The organism is Limnohabitans sp. TEGF004 (assembly GCF_027924965.1).
Taxonomy (GTDB): domain Bacteria; phylum Pseudomonadota; class Gammaproteobacteria; order Burkholderiales; family Burkholderiaceae_C; genus Limnohabitans.
On sequence record NZ_AP027056.1, the window covers coordinates 2,397,804 to 2,421,106 of the forward strand.

The window sequence follows — 23,303 nt, forward strand, 5'->3', positions numbered from 1 at the left end:
TCACCATCAAACGCCCACGCTTATCGGCTGTATGTTTTTAATGAACCACTCAACTACTTGAGCAACTACGCTGCGATCAGCGAAGCCTTGCAGTATACATCGGATTTTTGAACATTTCGAAGAAATTTTAAAAATCTTTTCTAACCGCCTCCGCTAACTTGTTTCTGGTAAACCCTAAACAGTTCTTATCAGCGAAGCCTGTCAGTATAGCACTACTTTTAAACCGCGCGCAACTATTTTAGAAAAACTTCACATTTACTCTTTTGAACCCTCTTCGCATCCATCACACTTATAGATAAGAAGCCGCCTGTAGGCAGCCCTTGATAATGGAGCATGTCTTTAATTACCCTACAGAACGCCCAACTCGCTTTTGGGCACGTCGCTCTTCTTGATCACGCAGAGTTTTCCCTTGAAACAGCTGAGCGCGTTGGCCTGATTGGCCGCAATGGCGCTGGCAAATCATCTCTCTTACGCATCCTAGGCGGAATAGAGAAGCCTGACGATGGTGATCTGCGCGTGCAACAAGGCCTGCGCGTCACCTACGTCGCCCAAGAGCCACAACTCGACAGCAATGCATCCGTGTTTGAGTCTGTCAGTGCAGGCTTAGCCCGCATCATCCACCTGATTGAACAGTACTGCGCTGGCGAGGGAGACCTCACAGCCATGCAAAACGAGATTGAAATGTTTGATGGATGGAACTGGGAGCAGCGCGTGCAAGAAACTTTGCACCGCTTGCACCTTGACCCTGATGCGCGTATCAATGCGCTCTCGGGCGGTACCCTGAAACGTGTGGCGTTGGCACAAGCGTTGGTTACATCGCCTGATGTGCTCTTACTAGACGAGCCTACCAACCACTTGGACCTCGACAGCATTGAGTGGCTCGAACAACTCTTGATTGACTTCAAGGGCAGCATCATCACCATCACGCATGACCGTTCCTTCTTGGACAAGGTTGCCACGCGTATCGTCGAGTTAGACCGCGGCCATTTGCTGACCTATCCCGGTAACTTCTCGCAATACCAACTCCAAAAGGAAGAACAAGCCGCGCAAGAAGCCGTCATCAACGCCAAGGCCGACAAACTACTGGCTGGCGAGGAAGTGTGGATTCGCAAAGGCGTGGAAGCCCGCCGTACGCGCAGCCAAAGCCGCATTGGTCGACTCGAAGCCTTACGCGCCCAGCGCGAAGCCCGTCGCGACGCTGTGGGACGTGTCAAGCTCGACGTGGCCAGCGGTGCTCCAACAGGCAAGATCGTGGCCGAGCTCACCGAGGTGGACAAAGCCTTTGGAGGCAAAGTCATTACCAAGAACTTCTCAGCAACTTTCTTGCGCGGCGACAAGATTGGTCTGATCGGCCCCAATGGCGCTGGCAAATCCACCTTACTGAAAATGATCTTGGGCGAGCTCGAAGCCGACAGCGGCAAGATTCGCCAAGGCGCCAACTTACAGGTGGCGTACTTTGACCAAATGCGCAACGGCCTAGACATGGATGCTTCGCTGGAAGACTTCATCAGCCCAGGCAGCGAATGGATCGAAATCGGCACGCAACGCAAGCACGTCAAAAGCTACTTAGACGACTTCTTGTTCTCGCCGTCACGCGCCACATCGCCCGTGCGCTCGTTGTCAGGTGGCGAACGCAACCGCTTGCTGTTGGCTCGTTTGTTTGCACGCCCAGCCAACGTGCTGGTGCTGGACGAACCCACCAACGACTTGGACATTGACACGCTAGAGCTGCTCGAAGAGCTTCTGCAAAACTACAACGGCACCGTGTTCATCGTCAGCCATGACCGCACCTTCCTCGACAACGTGGCCACCAGCACCTTGGTGTTTGAAGCCACCGACGACAACCCCGGCTTCTGGCGCGAATACGAAGGCGGCGTGCAAGACTGGCTCATCCAATCTGAACGCGCACGCAGCCTTGCACCGCAAGCCAAGCCTGCCGCACCTGTGGCTACCAAAGCAGCAGAAGCTCCCAAGCCCACGGCGGCGGCAGCAGCTTCCAGCACTGCCAAAACCCGCAAGCTGAGCTACAAAGAGCAGCGCGAGTTGGAAGCTCTGCCAGAACTCATTGCCTCACTAGAAGCAGAACACAAAGAAACCCAAGCCGCATTAAGCGACAACAGCCTCTACGCCAGCGACCCCGCCAAAGTTGCGCAAATCCACAAACGCGATACCGAAATTGAAGACGCGCTGATGACAGCCCTAGAGCGTTGGGAGCAACTATCCTCGCCTGCATGAGCAGCGAAGAACTATTTGCCTTGATTGCCCTCGCCACCGTGGGCACCTTCACACCGGGGCCCAACACCGCCCTGTCGGCCACGATTGCAGCCAACCACGGACTGCGTCGTGCGCTGCCTTTTGTATGCGCTGTACCCGCAGGCTGGGGCCTGCTGCTAGTGCTCAATGCTGCCGGCTTAGGCGTGATGGTGCTGGGCTACCCACCGCTGCGTTGGGGCCTACTGGCGGCGGGTGTTTTGTACTTGTTATGGCTGGCTTGGAAACTAGCGAACACGCAGCATTTGAGTGAAGCGGCAATTGGCCCCGTCGTGGGTTTCAAACATGGCGTGATGCTGCAATTCATCAACATCAAAGCGTGGTTCTTGGCTTTGTCGGTGGTGAGTGGCTGGGTCATTGGCCATGACGACACCGTGGCAAGACTTCTGGAAACCTTGCCCATCTTCATGTTCTTTGGACTCACCAGCAACCTGACCTATGCATGGATAGGAGCCAGCTTGCGCCATTGGCTGCGCGGCCCCAACGACACTGCCCAACGGCTGCAATGGTTCAACCGCATCATGGCCTTGGCGCTTTTGGGCACAGTGGTGTGGATGGTTCGCTCTGCCGCACTGCAAGCAGCTTAAGCCGTGCCGCGCACGTGACTGAGGGTCTCTGCCGCGACTGCAACTCTGACGCCCCATCCTCAAAATGAGGACAAACAACAGACTTCACAGCCATGGGACACCTTTACTTAGTGCGACACGGGCAAGCCTCTCTAGGCGCCGCCGACTATGACCAGCTCAGCCCCTTGGGACAACAGCAAAGCCAACGCTTGGGCGAACACTGGCGTACACAGGGCATCACTTTTGAAGCGGTCATCACCGGCGCACTCAAGCGCCATGCGCAAACCTTGGCGGGCATTCAAGCGGGGATGGGCACGCAGCACGAAGCCGCGGTGTGGCCGGGCCTAAATGAATACGACGCTGATGCCATCATTCGCGCCATTCAGCCGGGCGAGTTAGTCAAGCCCACCACGCCTGAAGGCTACAAACAACATTTCCGTTTGCTGCGCGATGGCCTCACGCAATGGATGGCTGGGGTGGTCAGCCCGCAGGGCATGCCTAGCTACGCTGAGTTTGCCAAAGGGGTCACATCAGCTTTGGACCACATTCGCCAGCAGCACGCAGGAAATGTATTGTTGGTGTCCAGCGGCGGGCCGATCGCTACTGCCGTGGCACATGTGCTGCGTACCAGCCCAGAAACCAGCATTGAGCTGAACATGCGGCTGCGCAACACAGCCGTGACAGAGTTGAGCTTTAGCACGAAGCGACACAGTCTGCTGAGTTTTAACAGCCTGCCGCACTTGGAAACACCCAGCCACAAAGACTGGGTGACGTTCGCTTAAGGTCTACTGACGCCTGCGCTTGCCTTGGCTCTCGCCACAGCAAGTCTCACACGCGAACAGTGGTCAACGGCAACGCAATGAGTTCTTTGAGCAACAGCGCCAGTTGCTCGCCGGCACTGTGCACCAGGGCCTCGCCCTTGGCGGCTGTGGCTGCAGCGGCATTGCCCGCGGCGCCCTGTGGGTTGTAGTCCTGCATGTGCCAGCCGAGTTTGGCGCTTTTGCCGTTGCCCAACACCACATAGTGCTTGGCACGGTCTTGTGAGGTGGATGCAAAGTTTTGCGCCTCAGCCATGTTCACGCTGGCTGGCGACAGCGCCAGCATCATCGAGGTTTCTATGTCGCCCGCATGGATGCCAAAGCGGTGCTCATCCGCTGAGAACTGACCCATCACATCCGCATCCAGCGGCAGGTTGTACCAACTGCTGCTGTAAACAATCAAGCCATGCTGCGCGCGCAGCTCGCGTGCCACCACATCCATCAGCCCCACATTGCCGCCGTGGGCGTTGAACATCAGCAGCTTCTTCACACCCGCACGCGCCACCGATGCGCCAATGTCGCACCAGAGCTGAATCAGCGTTTGGGGTGATAAATGCAAGGTGCCGGCAAACGCCGTGTGCTCCGTGCTCAAACCCACGGTTTGTGTGGGCAACACCAACACGGGGTCAGTTGCCGCCAAATGCCCCAGCGCGGCATTAACCACGCCATCCACCAGCACGGTGTCTACTGATAAAGGCAGGTGTGGCCCATGTTGTTCGGTTGCACCAAGGGGCAACACGACCACGGTGCGTGCGGGGTCAAGCGCGGCAAAGTCACGCGTGTTGAGCTCGGCCCAACGGTGCGAGGCCAAAGCTTGGGCGGTGTGTGTGCTGGTGTTCGCAGTCATAAACGCCATCTTACTTTCCCTCCTCTAGACCTGCTGCACGCGCGCGGCTGCGGCTAGGTAACATCTGGCGCATGTTCAAACTCATCTCATGTGTTTTATGGGCCGTTGGCCTGCTCGGCTCGGCATGGGCGCAAGGTGTGCCCACCGCCGTGGTCAGCACACCGCAGCTACGTGCCGAGTTAGTCGCGCACGCACCACAAGGTCTGCAAGCAGGTCAGCCTATGTGGGTGGGCTTGCAGCTCACACACCAGCCCGAGTGGCACACCTACTGGCGCAACCCTGGCGACTCGGGCCTGCCCACGCAAATTGAACTCAATCTGCCGGCAGGCATCACCGCGGGTGAGGTGCAATGGCCACTGCCGCACAAACTCAATGCCGGCAACCTCACCAACTACGGCTTTGAGAAAACCGTGCTGCTGGCCGTGCCCCTGGCCGTGACCCAAGCGTTCAAACCCAACGCTTCGCAAACGCTAGACCTGCAAGTGCACGCCAACTGGCTGGTCTGCCGACTCGAATGCATTCCACAAGAGGGCGACTTTGCGCTGCGCATTCCCGTCAACAGCAGCTTCGCACCCCAGGCTGCGGCGTTCGACGCGCTGCAAGCGCAGCAACCTCAATCTCTACCCAACGCCAAAGTCACCACAAGTTTTGAAGCACAGCGTTTGGTGCTGCAAGTCAGCGGCCTGCCCGCCTCGCTGCACGGGCAAATGATGAGCGTGTTTCCAAACACGCCAGAACTGGTGGAATCCGCCACAGAACAACACCCACAGGCGAACCAAGCTTGGCAAGACGGCGTGTGGACAGTGCAGCTTCCCCTGAGCGATTTGCGTTTGAACAACCCCAAACAGGTGGGCTTTTTACTCACGACAGGCATGGGCGCTGCGCGACAAGGCTTTGAGATTTCGGCGCCCGTCACGCACGCCTGGCCTGCTGTGTCAGAGCTACCAGCTGCCACTGCTCCCGCCATCGCACCTGTCGTTAGCGACGAAGGCGCAGTGGGTTTTGTCTTAGCACTGCTAGGCGCATTTGTGGGCGGCCTCATCCTCAACCTCATGCCTTGCGTGTTGCCTGTGCTGGCCATCAAACTGCTGGGCTTTGCGCAACACAGCCGAGCCCACCGTGCACACCGCGTGGCGGGCATGGCCTACACCGCAGGTGTGGTGTTGAGCTTTTTGGCCTTGGGCGCTGGCGTATTGGCCCTGCGTGCAGCAGGCGAGCAATTGGGCTGGGGCTTTCAGTTGCAATCGCCCGCCGTGGTGAGCGTGCTGGCAGCCTTCTTCACACTCATTGCGCTGAACTTGTTTGGCTTATTTGAATTTGGGCAAATACTGCCCTCCCGCGTGGCGAGCTTTCAATACAAACACCCCGTCATGGACGCTGGTCTGTCAGGCGTGCTGGCAGTGGCGGTGGCATCGCCTTGCACCGCGCCATTCATGGGTGCCTCGTTAGGACTGGCAATGACCTTGCCTACTTGGCAAGCGTTGAGCATTTTTATGGTGATGGGCTTGGGGCTTGCTGCGCCTTATTTGCTGGCGAGCTTCGTGCCTGCGGTTGCGCGCGTGTTACCGCACCCTGGCCCATGGATGGTCACGCTGCGCCAGCTCCTAGCCTTCCCCATGTTGGCCACCGTCGTTTGGTTGCTGTGGGTGCTGGGCCAGCAAACCAGCTTAGATGCCGCCATGTTTGCGCTGGGCGGTTTGCTGTTGCTCGCCGCGTTCATTTGGTCGCTCAAACAACACACGCTGGCCGCACGTGGTTTGGCTTGGTTGATTGCAGCGATCTTGGTTTGGGGCGCGTTGAACTTTGCGGAAGAACTGAAAGCGCCAGCGAATATCACCACGGCCAGCAGCGCATCGGCAACCACGAGCAGTACACCCAATATGTGGCAACCATGGTCCGAAGCTGCCGTGGCCCAAAGCTTGGCCCAAGGCCGTCCCGTGTTTGTGGACTTCACCGCCGCTTGGTGCGTGACCTGTCAAATCAACAAAAAATCCACGCTCTCAAATAGCGACGTGTTGGCAGACTTGGCAGCACGCCAAGTCACGCTCATGCGTGCCGACTGGACGCGCCGTGACCCCGCCATCACAGCCGCGCTCACCGCCCTGGGCCGCAGCGGTGTGCCTGTGTATGTGCTGTACGCGCCAGGCAAAGTGCCGTTGGTGTTGTCGGAGTTGCTCAGCGTGAACAAGATGAAAGAAGCATTGGCCACCTTGCCAGCGACCCAACCATGACCCAAGCCGCCGTTCACCAAAGCCTTGCCGATTGCAAAACCATCGCCGTGGTGGGCCTCTCGCCCAAGCCACACCGCGACAGTTTTCGGGTGGCCCAGTACATGCAAGACCACGGTTTTCGCATCGTGCCCATCAACCCCAACGCTACGGAAGTGTTGGGCGAAAAAGCCTACGCCTCACTCACCGAAGCTGCGCAGCACGAACGCATCGACATGGTGAACTGTTTTCGCAATTCCGATGACATCCCACCCATCGCAGCAGAAGCCATCGCGATTGGTGCCAAGTCGCTGTGGCTGCAAATCGGTGTGGTGAACGACGACGCAGCCAAACAAGCCACCGATGCAGGCTTGGTCGTGGTGCAAAACCTTTGCTTGATGGTTGAGCACCGTCAATTGGGCTAGGCCGGTCCTCGGCGACAATGTCGCCATGTTTGCACCACTCCAAAACGACACCTTTTTGCGCGCTTGCATGCGCCAAGCCACCGACCACACCCCCGTTTGGCTCATGCGCCAAGCCGGCCGCTACTTGCCCGAGTACTGCGCCACACGCGCCAAGGCAGGCAGCTTCATGGGCTTGGCTACCAATACCGACTTCGCCACCGAAGTCACCTTGCAGCCGCTGGAGCGCTACCCGCTCGATGCCGCCATTTTGTTCAGCGATATCTTGACCGTGCCCGACGCCATGGGCTTAGGCCTGTCTTTCGCCCAAGGCGAAGGCCCACGTTTCGCCAAGAACGTGCGCAACGAAGCGGCCGTCAACGAGCTGGCTGTGCCCGACATGGCCAAGCTGCGCTATGTGTTTGACGCCGTCACCTCCATTCGCAAAGCTTTGAACGGCCGTGTACCTTTGATTGGCTTCTCAGGCAGCCCTTGGACTTTGGCTTGCTACATGGTCGAGGGCGCAGGCTCAGACGACTACCGCCAAGTCAAGAGCTTGATGTACAGCCGCCCCGACCTGATGCACCGCATTTTGGAAATCAACGCCGACGCAGTGGCCCTGTACCTGAACACCCAAATCGAAGCCGGCGCGCAAGCCGTGATGATTTTTGACAGCTGGGGTGGCGTGCTGGCCGATGGCATGTTCCAACAGTTCAGCATGGCCTACACCAAGCGCGTGTTGGCACAGCTCAAGCGCTCGCACGATGGCATGGTCATTCCCCGCTTGGTGTTCACCAAAGGCGGCGGCTTGTGGTTACCCGAAATGGCCGACCTCGACTGCGAAGTGTTGGGCGTGGACTGGACGGTCAATCTCGCCAAAGCTCGTGCACAGGTAGGCGGCCAAGTAGGCGGCCCCGGCAAAGCCCTGCAAGGCAACCTCGACCCCAATGCTTTGTTTGCCCCTGCTGACGCCTTGGCCGCCGAAGCGCGCCGCGTGTTGGACGCATTCGGCAAACCCCACACCAACAAAACCACCACCGGCCCGACCCAAATTTTCAACTTGGGCCACGGCATCAGCCAATTCACCCCGCCGGAGAGCGTGGGCGTGTTGGTCGAGACGGTGCACAGCTACTCCCGTGCCTTGCGAAAACCTTAAAGTCGACTCAAGAAATCGTGTGTCAAGTCACCAAAAGTTTTACTTCGACTTCACACTTATGCACAAAAAAGTTGAGCCAGCGCACCAAGTTGGTTTTTTCTTTTGCCGCATTTGGAAAAACTTTAGTTTCTCGTAAGTCATTGATTCATATAGGATTCTCCGCCTGCATTTTTTTGAGGCAGTTTGTTCAAAGCCTTGATTCATGGGCCTTCGGAGCCACTCAACCGTAGATATCAACAAAGTTATCCACAAAAATTCTGGGTTTACCCTGAAGCCTTTGTAAATCAACGACTTAAAGCCTCTTCTGCCAAAACACCTGAGCAAAACACCCCAACTCACCGCTTGACATGTCGCACCAAATTTCAGTGATGGTTCACACCCCCGCGCACAGCGGTATTGGTGGCGCACTCACGTACGAAAGCGATGCAGCGCACGCGCCTGGCACCTTGGTGCGTGTACCTTTGGGTAGCCGAGAGTTGCTGGGCGTGGTGTGGGGGGAGGCCGAGCCGGACACCCCAAACGACGATAAAGCCTCGCTCGCAAACACGAACACCAGCGAGCAGCCATCGTTGTTGATGCCCGATGACCCATCGCTGCAAAACCAAGCGCCAGCCGCCATGCAACTGCGCGCCATCGCCAGCGTGCTGGAAGGCCTCACGCCGCTCAGCGCCCACTGGCGCCAGCTGGTGCAATTTGCCGCGCACTACTACCAGCGCAGCGCCGGCGAGGTGGCCTTAGCGGCACTGCCCAGCCAACTGCGCGACCTCAGCACCGAGCAGTGGGCGCGCCGCTTAAAGCGCAAACCCAAAGCCGTCGTGCCCTATGAAGGTGACACGCAAACCATACCCACACCGACCGACGAGCAAGCCCACGTACTGGCAGACATCGCGGCCAACAAAGGTCCGTTCTTGTTGTTTGGCAACACGGGCAGCGGCAAAACCGAGGTGTACTTGCGTGCAGCACAAGCGGAGTTAGAACGCGACCCACACGCGCAAATTTTGGTGATGGTGCCCGAGATCAACCTCACGCCCCAACTCGAAGAACGCTTTCGCGCGCGCTTTTGCCCGCAGTGGGGCACCGACTGTTTGGTGTCCATGCACAGCAGCCTCACGCCAGCGCAGCGCCTGAAAAACTGGCTTGCCGCACACAGCGGAGAGGCGCGCATTGTGTTGGGCACGCGCATGGCCGTGTTTGCATCCATGCCGCATTTGCAGCTCATCGTGGTGGATGAGGAACACGACCCGAGCTACAAACAGCAAGAAGGCGCGCGCTACTCAGCACGTGACCTCGCCATCTATCGCGGACAACTCGAAGGCGCGAAAGTGATTTTGGGCTCGGCCACGCCGTCATTGGAAAGTTGGCATCACAGCCGCTCAGCCACCGACGCGGGACCCGCAGGCCGCTACATGCGCTTAGCCATGCCCTCACGCGTGGGTCAAGGTGCTTTGCCTTTGGTGCGCCGCGTGGACATGAACCGCCAGCCGTACAAAACCGTGTTCTCCAACCACCTGCTCGACGCCATGCGCGAGCGCGTGACGCGCGGCGAACAAATCTTGGTGCTGCTCAACCGCCGAGGCTATGCGCCCGTGCTCAACTGCAACGACTGCGGCTGGAAAAGCGAATGCCCCCATTGCAGCGCCTACCGCGTATTCCACAAACTCGACCGCACGCTGCGCTGCCACCACTGTGGCTTCACACAACCCGTGCCGCGTGCGTGCCCAAGCTGCGGCAATTTAGACATCAGTCCCTTGGGCCGAGGCACCGAACAACTCGAAGAACATTTGGCCGAGCTGTTGGCCGATGTGCGCCGACCCGACGGCGAGCCCATTCGCATTGCCCGCATCGACGCCGACAGCACGCGCCTCAAAGGCGAGCTGGAGCGCCAGCTGGCCGAGGTGCACGCCGGCGCAGTGGATGTGCTGGTGGGTACACAAATGATTGCCAAGGGGCACGACTTCAGGCGCGTCACCTTAGTGGCTGCGCTCAACCCAGACGGCGCTTTGTTCTCCAGCGATTTCCGCGCGCCCGAGCGTTTGTTCAGCTTGCTCATGCAAGCCGCAGGACGTGCAGGACGCGACGCCAGCATGAGCTTGGTCAGCCCCTGCGAAATGTGGGTGCAAAGCTTTCACCCACTGCACCCGCTGTTTGAAGCGCTCAAGCAACACGACTATCCAGCATTTGCGGAACAACAGCTCAAAGAGCGCGAACAGGCCACTTTGCCGCCTTTCAGCTTCCAAGCCTTGGTGCGCGCAGAAGCACGCAGCCAAGAAGCCGCACAAGGTTTTTTAAACGCAGCCCGCGATGCAGGTGCGGCACTGGCCGATGAACTGTTGGTTGATTTGTATCCGGCTGTGCCGATGACGATTCAGCGCGTGGCCAACATCGAACGTGCGCAAATGCTGATTGAGTGCACCTCACGCAAAGCGCTGCAACATTTCTTGGCGCATTGGCAGGCCGATTTGCACGCGATGCGCAGCACGCATCGGCAAGTCATTCGCTGGGCGGTGGATGTAGACCCGCTCGCGATTTAAGAAACTTAGCCGTTCAGCAAAGCGACGGCACCTGAGAAGGTGAAAAACGCGGCCGCCGTGCTGACCAAAATAATCATAGCGATGCGTCCAGTGTCTGCCCCAAAGCGCTCGGTTAGCAACGCCACATTGCTGGCACTTGGTAAAGCGGCCACCAACACCACCACCACCATGGCGAAGCGGTCGATGTGAAAACCCATTTGCACCGCAGCGGCCAGCACCAGCAAGACCAGCACGGGGTGCAACACCAATTTGAAAATGGCCACAGGCAAAAAGTCACGCCACAGAATAGGCGGATGGCCGCTGTCCTTCACTTGAATTTGTGAGCGCGCCAGCACCGCCCCAATGGTGAACAAGGCCACAGGCGATGCGGCATCGGCCAACAGCCCCAAGGTCTTAGCCACGGGTCCGACCAACTGCCAATCCATCGCCGACGACAGGCCGCCCAAGCTGATGGCCCAAGGCATGGGATTGGTCAACACACCTTTAAGGGCGTTTTTGGCGGCACGGCTTGCACCGTGCTCGTCGGCCCCATCTAAGCGCGACAAGGCAATACACAACGAAGTGGTGAACACCAAATCCACCACGATGGTCACGATGGCAGGGCCCGCAGCAGAAGCCCCGAGCAACGCCACCAGCAAAGGTACACCCATGAAGCCCGTGTTGGGAAACGCCCCCACCAAGGCACCGAATGCAGCATCGTTCCAACCGATGCGCTTGTTCAAGCTCACCGCCACCACAAAGCCCACCATCAGCAATGAACAAAACAAATAGCCAAAGAACAAGGTGGGGTCTAGCAGTTGCACGATGGGCGTGCTCGCTCCGAATCGGTACAACATGCAAGGCAGCGCAAAGAACAGCACAAAACCATTGAGGCCGGGAATCGCATCCAGCGGGAGCATGCGCCGATGTGCGGCCACAAAACCGGCCAATACAAGCGCAAAGAAGGGAAAGGTAACAAGAAGAATATTCAGCACAACCGCTATTTTGCCTTCTGGGCAGGTCGGTATCATTGCCCGCTTCGCATCACGCTCAATAAACTGCATATCGAATGTCTGCTGGTCTGAATCTCGCGCAACAAGAAGCCGTCAATTTCTTGCACGGTCCTTGTCTGGTGTTGGCGGGGGCGGGCTCTGGCAAAACACGTGTCATCACGCACAAGATTGGGCGTCTCATTCAAACGGGGTTAGAGCCCAAACGCATCGCGGCGATTACCTTTACCAACAAAGCCGCCGCCGAAATGCGTGAGCGTGCCAAGGGTTTGATTGGCAAACCCGCCAACGATGTGTTGATTTGCACCTTCCACGCACTCGGTGTGCGCATGTTGCGCCAAGACGGTGGCGTGATGGGGTTGAAGCCCCAGTTCAGCATCATGGACAGCGCCGATGTGACCGGCATCCTGAAAGACGCAGGCGGCACCACCGACATCGCCACCGCACGCCAATGGCAATGGACCATCAGCTTGTGGAAAAACATGGGCCTCAATTCAGCCCAAGCGATGGCGCAGGCCAAAGACGACAACGAACGCATCATTGCCAAAATCATGGCGCGCTACGAAGAGCGTTTGAGCGCCTACCAAAGCGTGGACTTTGATGACCTCATCGGCATGCCCCTGAAGCTGCTGCAAGAGCACGATGAGGTGCGCGCCAAATGGCAAGCCCAGCTCGGCCATGTGCTGGTGGACGAATACCAAGACACCAACGCCACCCAGTACGAAGTACTCAAGTGTTTGGTAGGGCCTGATCACGCAAGCGCCCGCTTTACTGCGGTGGGCGACGACGACCAGTCCATCTACGGCTGGCGTGGTGCCACGCTGGATAACTTGCGCAAATTGCCGCAAGACTTTCCGACATTGAAAGTCATCAAGCTGGAGCAAAACTACCGCTCCACCAGCGCTATCTTGCGCGCGGCCAACAACGTCATTCAACTCAACCCCAAGCTCTTTCCTAAGACCTTGTTCTCCGAACTGGGCGAAGGTGAACCCGTGCGCGTGGTCGATGCCGACAACGAAGAACACGAAGCCGAACGCGTGGTGGCGCGCATTCAGTCTTTGCGCGAGGGCACCGATGCTGGCAGCTGCGGCTTCAAAGAGCTCAAAGACTTTGCCGTGCTGTACCGCGCCAACCACCAAGCGCGCATTTTTGAAAAGGCGCTGCGCAAAGCGCAAATCCCATACAAGGTATCTGGCGGCCAAAGCTTTTTTGACCGTGCAGAAATTCGTGACCTGTGCGCATGGCTGCGCCTGTGGGTCAACAACGATGACGACCCTGCGTTCTTGCGCACTGTCACCACCCCTAAGCGCGGCATTGGCCACCAAACCTTGGCCGCGCTGGGCCAGTTCGCCAGCCAATACAAACTCAGCATGTTTGAAGCGCTGTTCAGCAACAGTCTGCCCTCGGTACTCAATGCCCGCGCCTTGGGCAGCCTGCACGAATTTGGCCGCTACGTGAACGACCTTGAGTTCCGCGCCCGCCTCACCACTGGCGCAGAAGACGCGCGAGCATTTTTGAACGACTGGCTCAAAGACATCGGCTACGAAAAACACCTCTACGACGCCGAAGAAAGCGAAAAAGCCGCAGCCTCAAAGTGGAACAACGTGATGGAGTTTTGCGACTGGATGGCCCAGCGCTGTGGCGGACAGATAGACGACACCGCCGGCGTGACCACTGGCAATGAAATCAAGAACTTGCTAGAGGTGGCGCAAACCATTGCGCTGCTGTCGACGCTCACCGAACGCGAAAAAGACCAAAACGTGGTGACGCTCTCTACGTTGCATGCCTCCAAAGGTTTGGAGTGGCCACACGTCATGCTGGTGGGCGTGACCGAGGGCATGCTGCCCTTCAAACTCGATGACGAACCAGGCTCTGAACAAACCAACGAAAACATCGCCGTGCGTTTGCAAGAAGAACGCCGCCTGATGTACGTGGGCATCACTCGCGCCCAGCGCTCACTGGCCGTGAGCTGGACACGCCGTCGCAAAAAAGGCCGCGACATGATTGCCGCCATGCCCAGCCGCTTCATTGCTGAGATGGATCTGAACAAAGACACGGTCAAAGAAGACCCGCGCGAAAAACTAAAAGCTTTACGCGCAGAGTTTGCTCAGCGCGCCAGCGCCGCCTCCGCCGAGAGCGCGGCTAACAAGTAGCAAAGCCCCGCGACTCCGCCAAGCTGCCACCGGCATGAATGGCCACAGCGCAGTATTTGAATTCGGGAATTTTTCCGAAAGGATCTAACGCGGCATTGGTCATCAAATTGGCAGCCGCTTCGTAATACGCAAACGGCACAAACACCGCTCCCTGCGGCGTGCCGTCATCACGGCGCACACGCAAGGTCACTTGGCCACGGCGTGAGGCAATGGTGATCACATCCCCCGCTTCCACTTTCAAACGCTGCATATCGGCAACGCACATCGATGCCGTGGCCATGGGCTCGATGGCGTCGAGCACGGTGGCGCGTCGCGTCATGCTGCCGGTGTGCCAGTGTTCCAACTGACGACCGGTGATGAGCACAAATGGGAAATCATTGTCGGGTCGCTCATTGGCCGGAATGATGTCGGCGGGCACCAAATGCACTCGACCATCGTCGGTGGCAAAGTGCTCTTTGAACACGGTGGGCTCGCCCGGATCTTCTGCCGTCAAGCAAGGGTAGGTCACGCTGGATTCGCGTTGCAAACGCTCCCATGTGATGCCACTGATGGCTGCATGCATGGCCTGGCGCATTTCCTCGTACACCTCGGCCACGCCGCTGTCCTGGCCTGCGTAGTTCCAATTCAAGCCAACGCGTTTGGCGATTTGTTGAATGATCCACAAATCGGGTTTGGCTTGTCCGGGTGGATCAATGGCTTGTTGGCCCAGCTGCACCATGCGGTCGGTGTTGCTGACCGTGCCAGTTTTCTCGGGCCAAGCGGTGGCAGGCAACACCACATCGGCGAGCCACGCAGTTTCGGTCATGAAGATGTCTTGCACCACCAGATGCTCTAGTGAGGCCAAAGCGTGGCGTGCGTGGTTCAAATCAGGGTCGCTCATGGCGGGGTTTTCGCCCATGATGTACATGCCGCGCACTTTGTGCGGGTCGCTGTCATCGGCCAAGATCTTGCCCATGATCTCCACCACGGTGTAGCCCGGCTTGTCGTCCAGCGGTGTGTCCCAAAACTTTTCAAACCAATCGTGCGCGGCCTTGTTGGTGACACGCTGGTAGTTGGGATACATCATGGGGATCAAGCCCGCATCACTCGCACCCTGCACATTGTTTTGTCCGCGCAGCGGGTGCAAGCCCGAGCCTGGCTTGCCGATTTGACCCGTGACTGACACCAAAGCAATCAAGCAACGTGCGTTGTCGGTGCCGTGCACGTGCTGACTCACGCCCATGCCCCACAGCACCATGGCGCCCTTGGCAGTGGCAAACGCGCGCGCGACTTCACGCAAAGTTTCTGCGGGAATGCCACAAATCGGCGCCATGGCTTCGGGGCTGTAGCCCTGAACGTTGGCTTTCAAGGCCTCGTAGTTGTTGACGCGATCACGGATGAACGCCTCATCTGCCAAGCCCTCTTCAATCACTGTGTGGATCAAGGCATTGATCATCGCCACATCGGTGTCGGGCTTGAACTGCAAGGTGCGCCACGCGTGTTTGCCCATATCGGTCACACGCGGGTCAGCCAGCACAATTTTGGCGCCGCGCTTGGCGGCGTTCTTCATCCATGTGGCGGCCACCGGATGGTTCGACGTGGGGTTGGAGCCGATGACAAAAATCAACTCGGCGTGTTCCACATCATTGACTTGGTTGCTCACGGCAGCTGAGCCCACGCCCTCTAACAACGCGGCCACGCTGGAGGCGTGGCACAAGCGCGTGCAGTGGTCCACGTTGTTGGAACCAAAGCCGGTGCGCACCAGTTTTTGGAATAAATACGCTTCTTCGTTAGTGCCCTTGGCCGAGCCAAAACCTGCCAAAGCTTTTTTGCCATGGGTGTCACGCAAGTGTTTGAGTTGGCCCGCACCCAAGGCCAACGCCTCTTCCCAGGTTGCCTCGCGAAACACCTGTGACCAATCAGCCGCATCGTGGTTGAGTTGGCCAATGAGCGCGGGATCTTTGGGCACACCCACTTTGCGAATCAACGGCACCGTCAATCGCTGCGGACTGTGGATGTAATCAAAACCAAAGCGACCTTTGACACACAAACGGTTGTGGTTGGCAGGTCCATCACGGCCATCGACGCTGACAATCTTGTTGTCCTTCACGTTGTAGGTCAGCAAGCAACCCACGCCACAGAACGGACACACCGAGTCCACTTGTTTGTCCACCACTTGCGAACCTATTTGCGTCTTCGGCATCAACGCGCCCGTGGGGCAAGCCTGCACACATTCACCACACGCCACACACGAGCTGTTGCCCATCTCGTCATTCAAATCAAACACGATTTGGCTGTGTGCACCACGGTGGGCATACCCAATCACATCATTCACTTGTTCTTCACGGCAAGCACGCACGCAGCGGTTGCACTGAATACATGCATCTAAGTTGACTGCCATCGCAGGGTGTGACACATCGCACGCGGGTTGTTCGCGGCGCAACGCACGCAACTCAGGTCGGACTGAAACATTCAAGCGAGAAGCCCAGTCGCTCAACTCACCATGTTGTCCTTCATCGTTCCACTTGTACCCCACATCAGGCATGTCAGACAGCAACATCTCCAACACCATCTTCTGACTCTTGATAGCTCGGTCACTCACTAGCACTTCGAGACCTGCGGTCGCTGTGCGACAGCAGCTAGGCGCCAAGGTGCGCTCGCCTTTGATTTCCACCACACAAGCACGGCAGTTGCCATCTGCACGCAGGCCATCTTTGTAGCAAAGGTGGGGAATGTCCACGCCATGACGCTGCGCTGCTTTCAGAATGCTTTCACCCTCATAGGTTTGTACACGCTGGTCGTTGAGCTTGAACTCCACCGTTTGAGGCATCAAATCTGCGGATTGGATCGGAGCGTTCATTTAAACGATCTCCTCTGGAAAGTACTGTTGCACACAACGAACTGGGTTGGGTGCGGCTTGGCCCAAACCGCAAATCGAAGCATCGGTCATCACCTGATTCAAATCTTCCAAGGTGGCGTTGTCCCACACCTTGGCTTGCATCAGCTGCGCTGCCTTGGCCGTGCCCACACGACACGGCGTGCACTGGCCACAGCTTTCATGCGCAAAGAAGTTCATCATGTTCAGCGCTGCATCACGCGCCGAATCGTATTGACTCAACACAATCACTGCGGCAGAGCCAATAAAGCAACCATAGGGTTGCAAGGTGTCAAAGTCCAAGGGAATGTCATTCATGCGCGCAGGCAAGATGCCACCCGATGCACCGCCCGGGAGATACGCATAGAGCGCATGGCCATCCAACATGCCGCCGCAATACTCGTCAATCAATTCTTGAATCGTGATGCCCGCAGGTGCGAGCTTGACGCCTGGTTGCTTGACGCGCCCGCTCACACTGAAGCTGCGCAAACCTTTTCGGCCATGGCGACCAAAGCCACTGAACCAGTGCGCGCCTTTTTGCACGATGTCGCGCACCCAATACAGGGTTTCAAAGTTGTGTTCGAGCGTGGGCCTGCCAAACAAGCCCACTTGCGCAATGTAAGGGGGACGCATACGCGGTTCACCGCGCTTGCCTTCGATGCTTTCAATCATGGCGGACTCTTCGCCGCAAATGTAGGCACCTGCGCCACGACGCAACTCGATGTGCGGCAAGGGGCATGGTGGGTTGGCTCGTAAATGCGCCAACGCTTGCGTGAGTAACGCGCGACAGCCGTGGTATTCATCACGCAAATAGATGTAAATCGCATCCATGCCCACCACGTGGGCGGCCACCAACATACCTTCTAAAAAACGATGCGGGTCACGCTCTAGGTAGGTGCGGTCTTTGAAAGTGCCAGGCTCACCCTCGTCAATGTTCACCGCCATCAAACGTGGCGCAGGTTGCTCGCGCACGATGCGCCATTTACGACCGGCAGGAAAACCTGCACCTCCTAAGCCTCGCAGGCCTGAATCTTCCATGGCGTTGAGCACTTGCTCAGCATCCGCTTTGCCCGTGTGCAGGTCGGCCAGCAAGCGGTAGCCGCCATCGGCCACATAGGCTTCGAAGTCGACATGCTCGGTCATGGCTTGGTGGGTTTGCTTGGCGCTCACAGTGGCCGCCACCAATTCAGGCGTGGCATGTGGCACAGGGTTTTGGTGCACCACGGCCACTGGCGCTTGTTCGCAACGGCCCACACAAGGGGCTGCGATCACGCGCACATCTGGGCTGCCTAGCAAGGCTGGTAATTTGTCGATTAACTGCTTGGCGCCTGCAAGCTCACAGCTCAGGCCCTCGCACACGCGCACGGTCAGCCCTGGCACGGCTTCATCGCCACGCACCACTTCGAAGTGGTGATAGAAAGTGGCCACCTCAAACACCTCGGCCATCGGCAGTTTCATCTCATTGGCCAAGGCCACCAAGTGGCGGTCGTGCAAACAACGGTAGGTGTCGTTGAGCTTGTGCAAATGCTCAATCAACACATCGCGGCGATGCGGCGCTTCGCCAATGAGCGCGCGCACTTCTTGCAACGACAACGCATCAACCTGTCGCCCTTTGAGTTGGCCTTTGCGACGAATCGCTTCTCGCATTTGGTCCACAGAGGCCACCACCACGCTAGGAATAGAAGAATTTGATACGGAATGAGTCATGAGGAAGAGGCCAGGCCTCCGAGTTTTTTCTTTCTTGCCACGTCAAGCCACTCGGGGACTGTGAATGCGTCTGGCAAGCAAGAAATTAATTTTTCGCAATGGTCTGCGTTTCGATCGTCACTGACGAGAACTTTAATGCGGCTTGTGTTCAGTCCAATTATTTCTTTGAACTCAATTTCTAGGTGCTGCGTCAATGCGTGTTCATGGTTGCTCTCCACCCAAGCCAACGTGTCCAAATCGGACCATTGAAACAAACGTTCTTTTTGCGCACGACGACCAAATATCTGCGGGGCATGACTCCAAACCAAATGCACACCGTTTTTACTAAAACTGATCCGATGCACATACAGGAGATCGTTGAGCGCCGACTTGGCGGCATAAAAAATTCCAAGCAGTAGAAAAATCAGCCCTGCGGTCTGTGGATCACCAAGTTGCTTCGACTGCCAATAGGCTGTCGCTTGCGGAACCCACAGAAAAGAAAATCCAAGCGAAAAACACACGAGTCCAAAAAACAATCGCCACAAACGAGGGCGTTTCACCAAGTAAAGGGGGACATCGACAGTGAGGTGAAACGCGTCAGCAAGTTGTCCCATAGGGTCATGTCCGTCTTAGGCTTCCATGCGTTCAAGTTCTGATTCGGAATGCTGAAGATTGCCGACCAATGCCTCTCTCGCAACGTCTGTGTGCTGTTCAGACAAAGCGGCCGCCAGGTCGCCATTGCCGTCATGAATGGCTGTGACGATGGCGGCATGTTCATCCCAAATGCCATCACGGCCCACGCTTCTTTGCAAGACAGCGCCCATCACGCGGCGCAGATGAATCCAGTGCAGCATCGCGTTATCCACGATGAACGGATTACCAGAGGCTTCGTAGATGGCTTTGTGAAACGCAGTGTCCGCCTCAATCATGGCTTTGACATCTGAACCCACAGCGGCTTCGCGCCCCGCGTCAATCAACGACAAAGGAATCTTGGCATGACGCGCGGAAGCCAACCTTGCGGCCAGGCCATCCAACGCGCCGCGCACTTGGTAGAGGTGACCGATCTGAACAGGGTTGAGCTTGGCGACCACCAAACCACGGCCTGGTGCTTCTTCAAGCAAGCCGTCTTTTTTGAGCAAGCGCAACGCTTGCAAAACAGGCGACCGCGACACGTTGAGCCGTTCAGCCAGGTCTTCTTGGGTGATGCGTTCACCTGGTGCGAGCTTTCCCGCGCTGATGGCATCTAGCAATGTTTTATAGACTTCATCCACGTAGTCTGTACGACTGGGAATCTTGGCCAAACTCATTCAGAACTCCATTTTTTCTTCATGATGAGGCTACCAGATTCCCAGCGACGACACTTACGCGAACATGTCGGGTTGCGTGGCAGCCAAATGGTCGTAAATGGGTTGGAAATGCAACCAGCCAATGTATTCAGAGCCCACGTGTTCACGGCTGTAGCGTGAACGCTCTGGCGTGACCAACACAGGCTTGTGCCCCGTGGCTTCAACCATCAACTGTTGACGGCAGCAACGCTCCAAGGCGATGAACCAAAACGCCGCGGCTTCGATGCTGTGGCGGCTGGCCGTCAGCAAACCGTGGTTTTGGTGGATGGCGGCTTTCACGCCCTTGAACCAATCACACACCGCCAAACCCGCGCTCTCTTCCACCGCGACTTGACCGGCTTCGTCTTTGATCACCACATGGTCTTCAAAGAAAGCCGCGGCATCTTGCGAGATAGGCTCAAGCGGGCGACCCAGCGCGGCAAAGGCAGTGCCATACACCGTATGGGCATGACACATGGAAATGATGTCGGGGTGCGCCTCATGCACTGCGGCATGCAGCACAAAGCCCGCACGGTTGATGGCATGCTTTCCTTCCACGACATGGCCTTTGTGATCGGCCAAGATCAGGTTTGACACCTTGACCTGTGAGAAGTGCACACACATGGGATTGGTCCAGTAGAGCTCTGGATGCTCAGGGTCGCGAATGGTCAAGTGCCCCGCAAAACCGTAGTCAAAGCCTTCCAATGCGAATGCTCGGCAAGCGGCCACCAGGCGTTGCTTGCGGTGCAGTCGCTCGGCTTCAAAGCTTTCAAACTTTGGCATCTCTGGGTAAATCAACCCACTTTGTATCGGGTCATAAATTGATTTTTTGTGTTGCGTTGCAACGGGTGTTTTGACTTTGTCCAACATATGTATCTCCTGATGGTTATTTAAAGATCTAACGACAATGTTTTGCCCTTGGCGCGTGACACACACACGGTGAGGCAACGTGTCTTTTCTTCGTCATTCAAGATGTAGTCGCGATGATCGACTTCACCGTCGATATAGTCCACTTTGCACGCGCCGCACAAGCCGGATAGGCACGAGGTAGCAACCCTTCTGCCCGTGAGCTCAATGGCACGTACGATGGTTTGGTCTGGCCCCACTTGGATGGTTTCGCCGCTGCGAACCAAGCGCACCTCAAATGCACCGTCGGGCATATCGGAGGCCACAGGATCAGGCGCCTTGAAGTGCTCGCTGTGCACCATAGCGTCTGGCCAATGCGCACTCGCTTCTGCGCAGGCTTTCATAAATCCTCCCGGCCCGCAGTAGTACACATGTGTGTCAGCAGCCGGCCGCCACATTAACGCTTTGATGTCTAGACCCTTGGCAGGATCTCCCTCATCAAAGTGAAAGTGCAAGCGCTCAGCAGGTACAACGGTACGCAACACATCGACAAATGCAACGTTTTTGGAGCTGCGTGCGCAGTAGTGCAATTCAAATGACGCGCCTTTGGCAGCCAGCGTATGCGCCATGGACTTCAGCGGCGTGATGCCAATGCCACCCCCTAACAAAATGGTGTGTTTTGCATCGGTGGTCATTGGAAATGCATTGCGCACAGGGCCGACGGTGATCACATCGCCCACGCGCACCTTGTCGTGCATGGCTTGTGAGCCGCCTCGACTCTTGGGCTCGCGCAACACACCCAGCACCCATTTACTTGCATCCTGTGGATCGCCCGCCAATGAGTAAGAGCGAACAAGACCTCCTGCCAAATGCACATCCACATGCGCGCCAGCCTCAAAGCTGGGCAACGCATGTCCGCTGGGATCCGTCAACTCAAAGGAACAAATACCTTGGGCTTCTAAGCGGATGGCCTGCACCTGCAATTGCATGTGCTCAGGCGGTTGTGACATCACGTTTTTGGGCAACGAGGCGTTCATGCGTGCCTCTTGGCCAGCACTTCTTGTTGGAGCGCTTCCATCTTGGTTTGGACAAACTGAGCGCGCTCTTGACCTTTGAGCTTTTCTGCCTCGGTGATGATCGCCAGAACTTGCTTGGCAAGGTAACGACGCAAAGTCACTTCCTCTTCTGTCGTACGTCCAACAGGCAAATCAAACACGTTACCCGAGCAGTAGCTGTTAGGCTCACCACCGCAATCACGCAGCCACTGGGCAAACTGCTCTGGGCCGGCTTGCGGGTTGGTGCCGCGCACAGCGTCACGCAGCAGTTTACGGAACATGTACAACCCTGCATCGAATTTGGTGGGGTTTTCCAACGCATGAATCGCAATCGGGCGCTGGCTGATGATGGCCTCGTAATCGCCAGGCGCGTATTGGCAGTCTTTGTAGTTTTCCCGTGCGCGGTGATCCGTCGGGATAGGCGGCATGTCTTCCAATTTGTATTTGCCAAATCGCTCAGGACGGCGCATGGCCACTTGACCTTCCAAGAAGTCGATGGTCTCGTAACCCACCATGCTCTTGTCGCCAATGCCACGCGTATCAATGCCGGGGCCCATGACACGCCATCCGATCATTTTGCTGTTTTGGTCATCCACCGGCACAGTCCAACGGATCATGTGAAAGCGGCTGAACAATTTCTTTTTCTTGCCATCCTCTGAGGTGTAGGCATGCAAGCTCATGTTGGGCAACACTTGGTGCTGCACACGGATGAACATGTGATCGTCGTCTGAACGACGTGCACCTGCACCAGCCAGGCCACGGCCACCATGCACAGGCACGAACTGCATATCGGGGGGCACTTCCATCGATGCAGCACCCACCTCATCAAACGTGGTGCCTTGGTAATGCTCGCCTGTCACTTGGCGTTTGGCGTGCAACGCCATGGTGTGATAGTTGTCGGCTGAGTTGTCTTGAACTTGCAGCCAGTTGCAATGTTGGAAGTTGCTGTACGGCACCAGCTCATCACCATCGGCCACCGTGTAATTGCTTTCCCACTCTGGAAATGGCGGCTCTTGCTCGGGCGGGCCCATGTAGGCAAAGATCAAACCATGACGCTCGAAGGCCTTGTAGGCCCCTTGTCGGATCGAACAACGATAGCGCTCACCTTCTTCCTCTTCACCTTGTGGGAAAGGCACGCGCAAACATGTGCCATCGATGTCAAACACCATGCCGTGGTAGCAGCATGAAATGCCACGCTCTTCGATCTTGCCGTATTCCAATGAAGCACCGCGATGCACGCAATGTGCGTGCAGCAAGCCAATGCGGCCCGAACCATCACGGAATGCCACCAACTCTTCCCCCATGATTTTCAGAAAACGTGGCGTATCCGTGAGCTCCATGGCCATGCAAACCGGATGCCAAAAACGACGCATGTATTCGCCCAAGGGCGTGCCTGGCCCCGTCTCCGTCAGCTCGGGGTCATGGCCCGGCTCGCGGCTGGTGTAGTAGCCCCCAAACGGAACCAACTTCTTTTCCGTGGGTGCGTCTGCTGGATTGGTTTTGTCTCGTGTGTTCATGGCTCTGCCTGTGAGGTTTGTGGTTGATGAAGAGATTAAATTCCGAGCTCTGTATTCTGTATACAGAGAATACCGTCAGAG

17 protein-coding genes are annotated in these 23,303 nt (G+C 57.1%); 8 read left to right on the forward strand and 9 right to left on the reverse strand.

Annotated features, from left to right (window positions below; genetic code table 11):
* Window positions 1-333: 333 nt before the first annotated feature.
* From LINBF2_RS11780 to LINBF2_RS11790, 3 genes are all read left to right on the forward strand, one after another.
* Complete coding sequence (locus tag LINBF2_RS11780; RefSeq protein ID WP_281889101.1) at window positions 334-2,235, forward strand: ATP-binding cassette domain-containing protein; 1,902 nt, start codon at window positions 334-336, stop codon at window positions 2,233-2,235.
* On the forward strand, window positions 2,232-2,858 hold the full coding sequence (locus LINBF2_RS11785; RefSeq protein ID WP_281889103.1) for a LysE family translocator: 627 nt from the start codon (window positions 2,232-2,234) through the stop codon (window positions 2,856-2,858). Before LINBF2_RS11780 ends, LINBF2_RS11785 begins: the two co-directional genes overlap by 4 nt.
* Window positions 2,859-2,950: 92 nt before the next feature.
* The gene (locus LINBF2_RS11790; protein WP_281889105.1) at window positions 2,951-3,619 is read left to right on the forward strand and encodes a histidine phosphatase family protein; all 669 of its coding nucleotides are present in this window, start codon (window positions 2,951-2,953) and stop codon (window positions 3,617-3,619) included.
* Window positions 3,620-3,665: 46 nt separating this feature from the next.
* Here the strand turns inward: LINBF2_RS11790 and LINBF2_RS11795 are convergent, their stop codons facing one another.
* Window positions 3,666-4,502, reverse strand: a complete 837-nt coding sequence (locus tag LINBF2_RS11795) for a creatininase family protein (RefSeq protein WP_281889107.1) — start codon at window positions 4,500-4,502, stop codon at window positions 3,666-3,668.
* 71 nt (window positions 4,503-4,573) lie between these two features.
* Between LINBF2_RS11795 and LINBF2_RS11800 the strand changes: the two genes are divergently transcribed.
* The 4 genes from LINBF2_RS11800 to priA all read left to right on the forward strand — a co-directional run bounded on the left by LINBF2_RS11800 (window position 4,574) and on the right by priA (window position 10,797).
* Complete coding sequence (locus LINBF2_RS11800; protein WP_281889109.1) at window positions 4,574-6,733, forward strand: thioredoxin family protein; 2,160 nt, start codon at window positions 4,574-4,576, stop codon at window positions 6,731-6,733.
* Window positions 6,730-7,134: a CoA-binding protein gene (locus LINBF2_RS11805; protein ID WP_281889111.1), complete on the forward strand. Its 405-nt coding sequence runs from the start codon at window positions 6,730-6,732 to the stop codon at window positions 7,132-7,134. The genes LINBF2_RS11800 and LINBF2_RS11805 overlap by 4 nt, the downstream gene beginning before the upstream one ends.
* Before the next feature lie 25 nt (window positions 7,135-7,159).
* A complete protein-coding gene (gene hemE / locus LINBF2_RS11810; RefSeq protein ID WP_281889113.1) occupies window positions 7,160-8,266 on the forward strand; it encodes a uroporphyrinogen decarboxylase in 1,107 nt (368 codons plus the stop codon).
* A 347-nt stretch (window positions 8,267-8,613) separates the two neighbouring features.
* The gene (priA, locus tag LINBF2_RS11815) at window positions 8,614-10,797 is read left to right on the forward strand and encodes a primosomal protein N' (protein ID WP_281889115.1); all 2,184 of its coding nucleotides are present in this window, start codon (window positions 8,614-8,616) and stop codon (window positions 10,795-10,797) included.
* Between the two features lie 5 nt (window positions 10,798-10,802).
* Here priA and LINBF2_RS11820 read toward each other — a convergent pair whose 3' ends face one another.
* Window positions 10,803-11,771 carry an AEC family transporter gene (locus tag LINBF2_RS11820; RefSeq protein ID WP_281889118.1) on the reverse strand — a complete coding sequence of 323 codons (969 nt, stop codon included), beginning with the start codon at window positions 11,769-11,771 and terminating at the stop codon, window positions 10,803-10,805.
* A gap of 74 nt (window positions 11,772-11,845) precedes the next feature.
* Between LINBF2_RS11820 and LINBF2_RS11825 the strand changes: the two genes are divergently transcribed.
* Entirely contained in the window at window positions 11,846-13,939 is a 2,094-nt protein-coding gene (locus tag LINBF2_RS11825; protein ID WP_281889120.1) for a UvrD-helicase domain-containing protein, read from the forward strand.
* On the opposite strand, the gene fdhF is transcribed toward LINBF2_RS11825, so the two are convergent.
* Genes fdhF through LINBF2_RS11860 form a run of 7 tightly spaced genes read right to left on the reverse strand, consistent with a single transcriptional unit; the run spans window position 13,929 to window position 23,222 of the window.
* Window positions 13,929-16,778, reverse strand: a complete 2,850-nt coding sequence (gene fdhF, locus LINBF2_RS11830) for a formate dehydrogenase subunit alpha (RefSeq protein ID WP_281889122.1) — start codon at window positions 16,776-16,778, stop codon at window positions 13,929-13,931. The two genes, LINBF2_RS11825 and fdhF, sit on opposite strands and share 11 nt — an antisense overlap.
* Window positions 16,779-18,500 (reverse strand): NADH-ubiquinone oxidoreductase-F iron-sulfur binding region domain-containing protein, encoded by a 1,722-nt coding sequence (locus LINBF2_RS11835; protein WP_281889124.1) that lies wholly within the window; start codon window positions 18,498-18,500, stop codon window positions 16,779-16,781. It lies immediately after the preceding gene.
* Window positions 18,497-19,093: a hypothetical protein gene (locus LINBF2_RS11840; RefSeq protein ID WP_281889126.1), complete on the reverse strand. Its 597-nt coding sequence runs from the start codon at window positions 19,091-19,093 to the stop codon at window positions 18,497-18,499. Before LINBF2_RS11840 ends, LINBF2_RS11835 begins: the two co-directional genes overlap by 4 nt.
* Window positions 19,094-19,108: 15 nt before the next feature.
* Entirely contained in the window at window positions 19,109-19,786 is a 678-nt protein-coding gene (locus LINBF2_RS11845) for a GntR family transcriptional regulator (RefSeq protein ID WP_281889128.1), read from the reverse strand.
* A 54-nt stretch (window positions 19,787-19,840) separates the two neighbouring features.
* Complete coding sequence (locus LINBF2_RS11850; RefSeq protein WP_281889130.1) at window positions 19,841-20,674, reverse strand: class II aldolase/adducin family protein; 834 nt, start codon at window positions 20,672-20,674, stop codon at window positions 19,841-19,843.
* Window positions 20,675-20,694: 20 nt separating this feature from the next.
* Complete coding sequence (locus tag LINBF2_RS11855; RefSeq protein WP_281889132.1) at window positions 20,695-21,687, reverse strand: PDR/VanB family oxidoreductase; 993 nt, start codon at window positions 21,685-21,687, stop codon at window positions 20,695-20,697.
* The gene (locus tag LINBF2_RS11860) at window positions 21,684-23,222 is read right to left on the reverse strand and encodes a Rieske 2Fe-2S domain-containing protein (protein WP_281889134.1); all 1,539 of its coding nucleotides are present in this window, start codon (window positions 23,220-23,222) and stop codon (window positions 21,684-21,686) included. Before LINBF2_RS11860 ends, LINBF2_RS11855 begins: the two co-directional genes overlap by 4 nt.
* Between the last annotated feature and the right edge of the window lie 81 nt (window positions 23,223-23,303).

Bases quoted from the DNA above. Each gene is read 5' to 3' on its own strand.
- LINBF2_RS11780 (WP_281889101.1), top strand. From the start codon at position 334: ATGTCTTTAATTACCCTACAGAACGCCCAACTCGCTTTTGGGCACGTC.
- LINBF2_RS11785 (WP_281889103.1), top strand. From the start codon at position 2,232: ATGAGCAGCGAAGAACTATTTGCCTTGATTGCCCTCGCCACCGTGGGC.
- LINBF2_RS11790 (WP_281889105.1), top strand. From the start codon at position 2,951: ATGGGACACCTTTACTTAGTGCGACACGGGCAAGCCTCTCTAGGCGCC.
- LINBF2_RS11795 (WP_281889107.1), bottom strand. From the start codon at position 4,502: ATGACTGCGAACACCAGCACACACACCGCCCAAGCTTTGGCCTCGCAC.
- LINBF2_RS11800 (WP_281889109.1), top strand. From the start codon at position 4,574: ATGTTCAAACTCATCTCATGTGTTTTATGGGCCGTTGGCCTGCTCGGC.
- LINBF2_RS11805 (WP_281889111.1), top strand. From the start codon at position 6,730: ATGACCCAAGCCGCCGTTCACCAAAGCCTTGCCGATTGCAAAACCATC.
- hemE (WP_281889113.1), top strand. From the start codon at position 7,160: ATGTTTGCACCACTCCAAAACGACACCTTTTTGCGCGCTTGCATGCGC.
- priA (WP_281889115.1), top strand. From the start codon at position 8,614: ATGTCGCACCAAATTTCAGTGATGGTTCACACCCCCGCGCACAGCGGT.
- LINBF2_RS11825 (WP_281889120.1), top strand. From the start codon at position 11,846: ATGTCTGCTGGTCTGAATCTCGCGCAACAAGAAGCCGTCAATTTCTTG.
- fdhF (WP_281889122.1), bottom strand. From the start codon at position 16,778: ATGAACGCTCCGATCCAATCCGCAGATTTGATGCCTCAAACGGTGGAG.
- LINBF2_RS11835 (WP_281889124.1), bottom strand. From the start codon at position 18,500: ATGACTCATTCCGTATCAAATTCTTCTATTCCTAGCGTGGTGGTGGCC.
- LINBF2_RS11840 (WP_281889126.1), bottom strand. From the start codon at position 19,093: ATGGGACAACTTGCTGACGCGTTTCACCTCACTGTCGATGTCCCCCTT.
- LINBF2_RS11845 (WP_281889128.1), bottom strand. From the start codon at position 19,786: ATGAGTTTGGCCAAGATTCCCAGTCGTACAGACTACGTGGATGAAGTC.
- LINBF2_RS11850 (WP_281889130.1), bottom strand. From the start codon at position 20,674: ATGTTGGACAAAGTCAAAACACCCGTTGCAACGCAACACAAAAAATCA.
- LINBF2_RS11855 (WP_281889132.1), bottom strand. From the start codon at position 21,687: ATGAACGCCTCGTTGCCCAAAAACGTGATGTCACAACCGCCTGAGCAC.
- LINBF2_RS11860 (WP_281889134.1), bottom strand. From the start codon at position 23,222: ATGAACACACGAGACAAAACCAATCCAGCAGACGCACCCACGGAAAAG.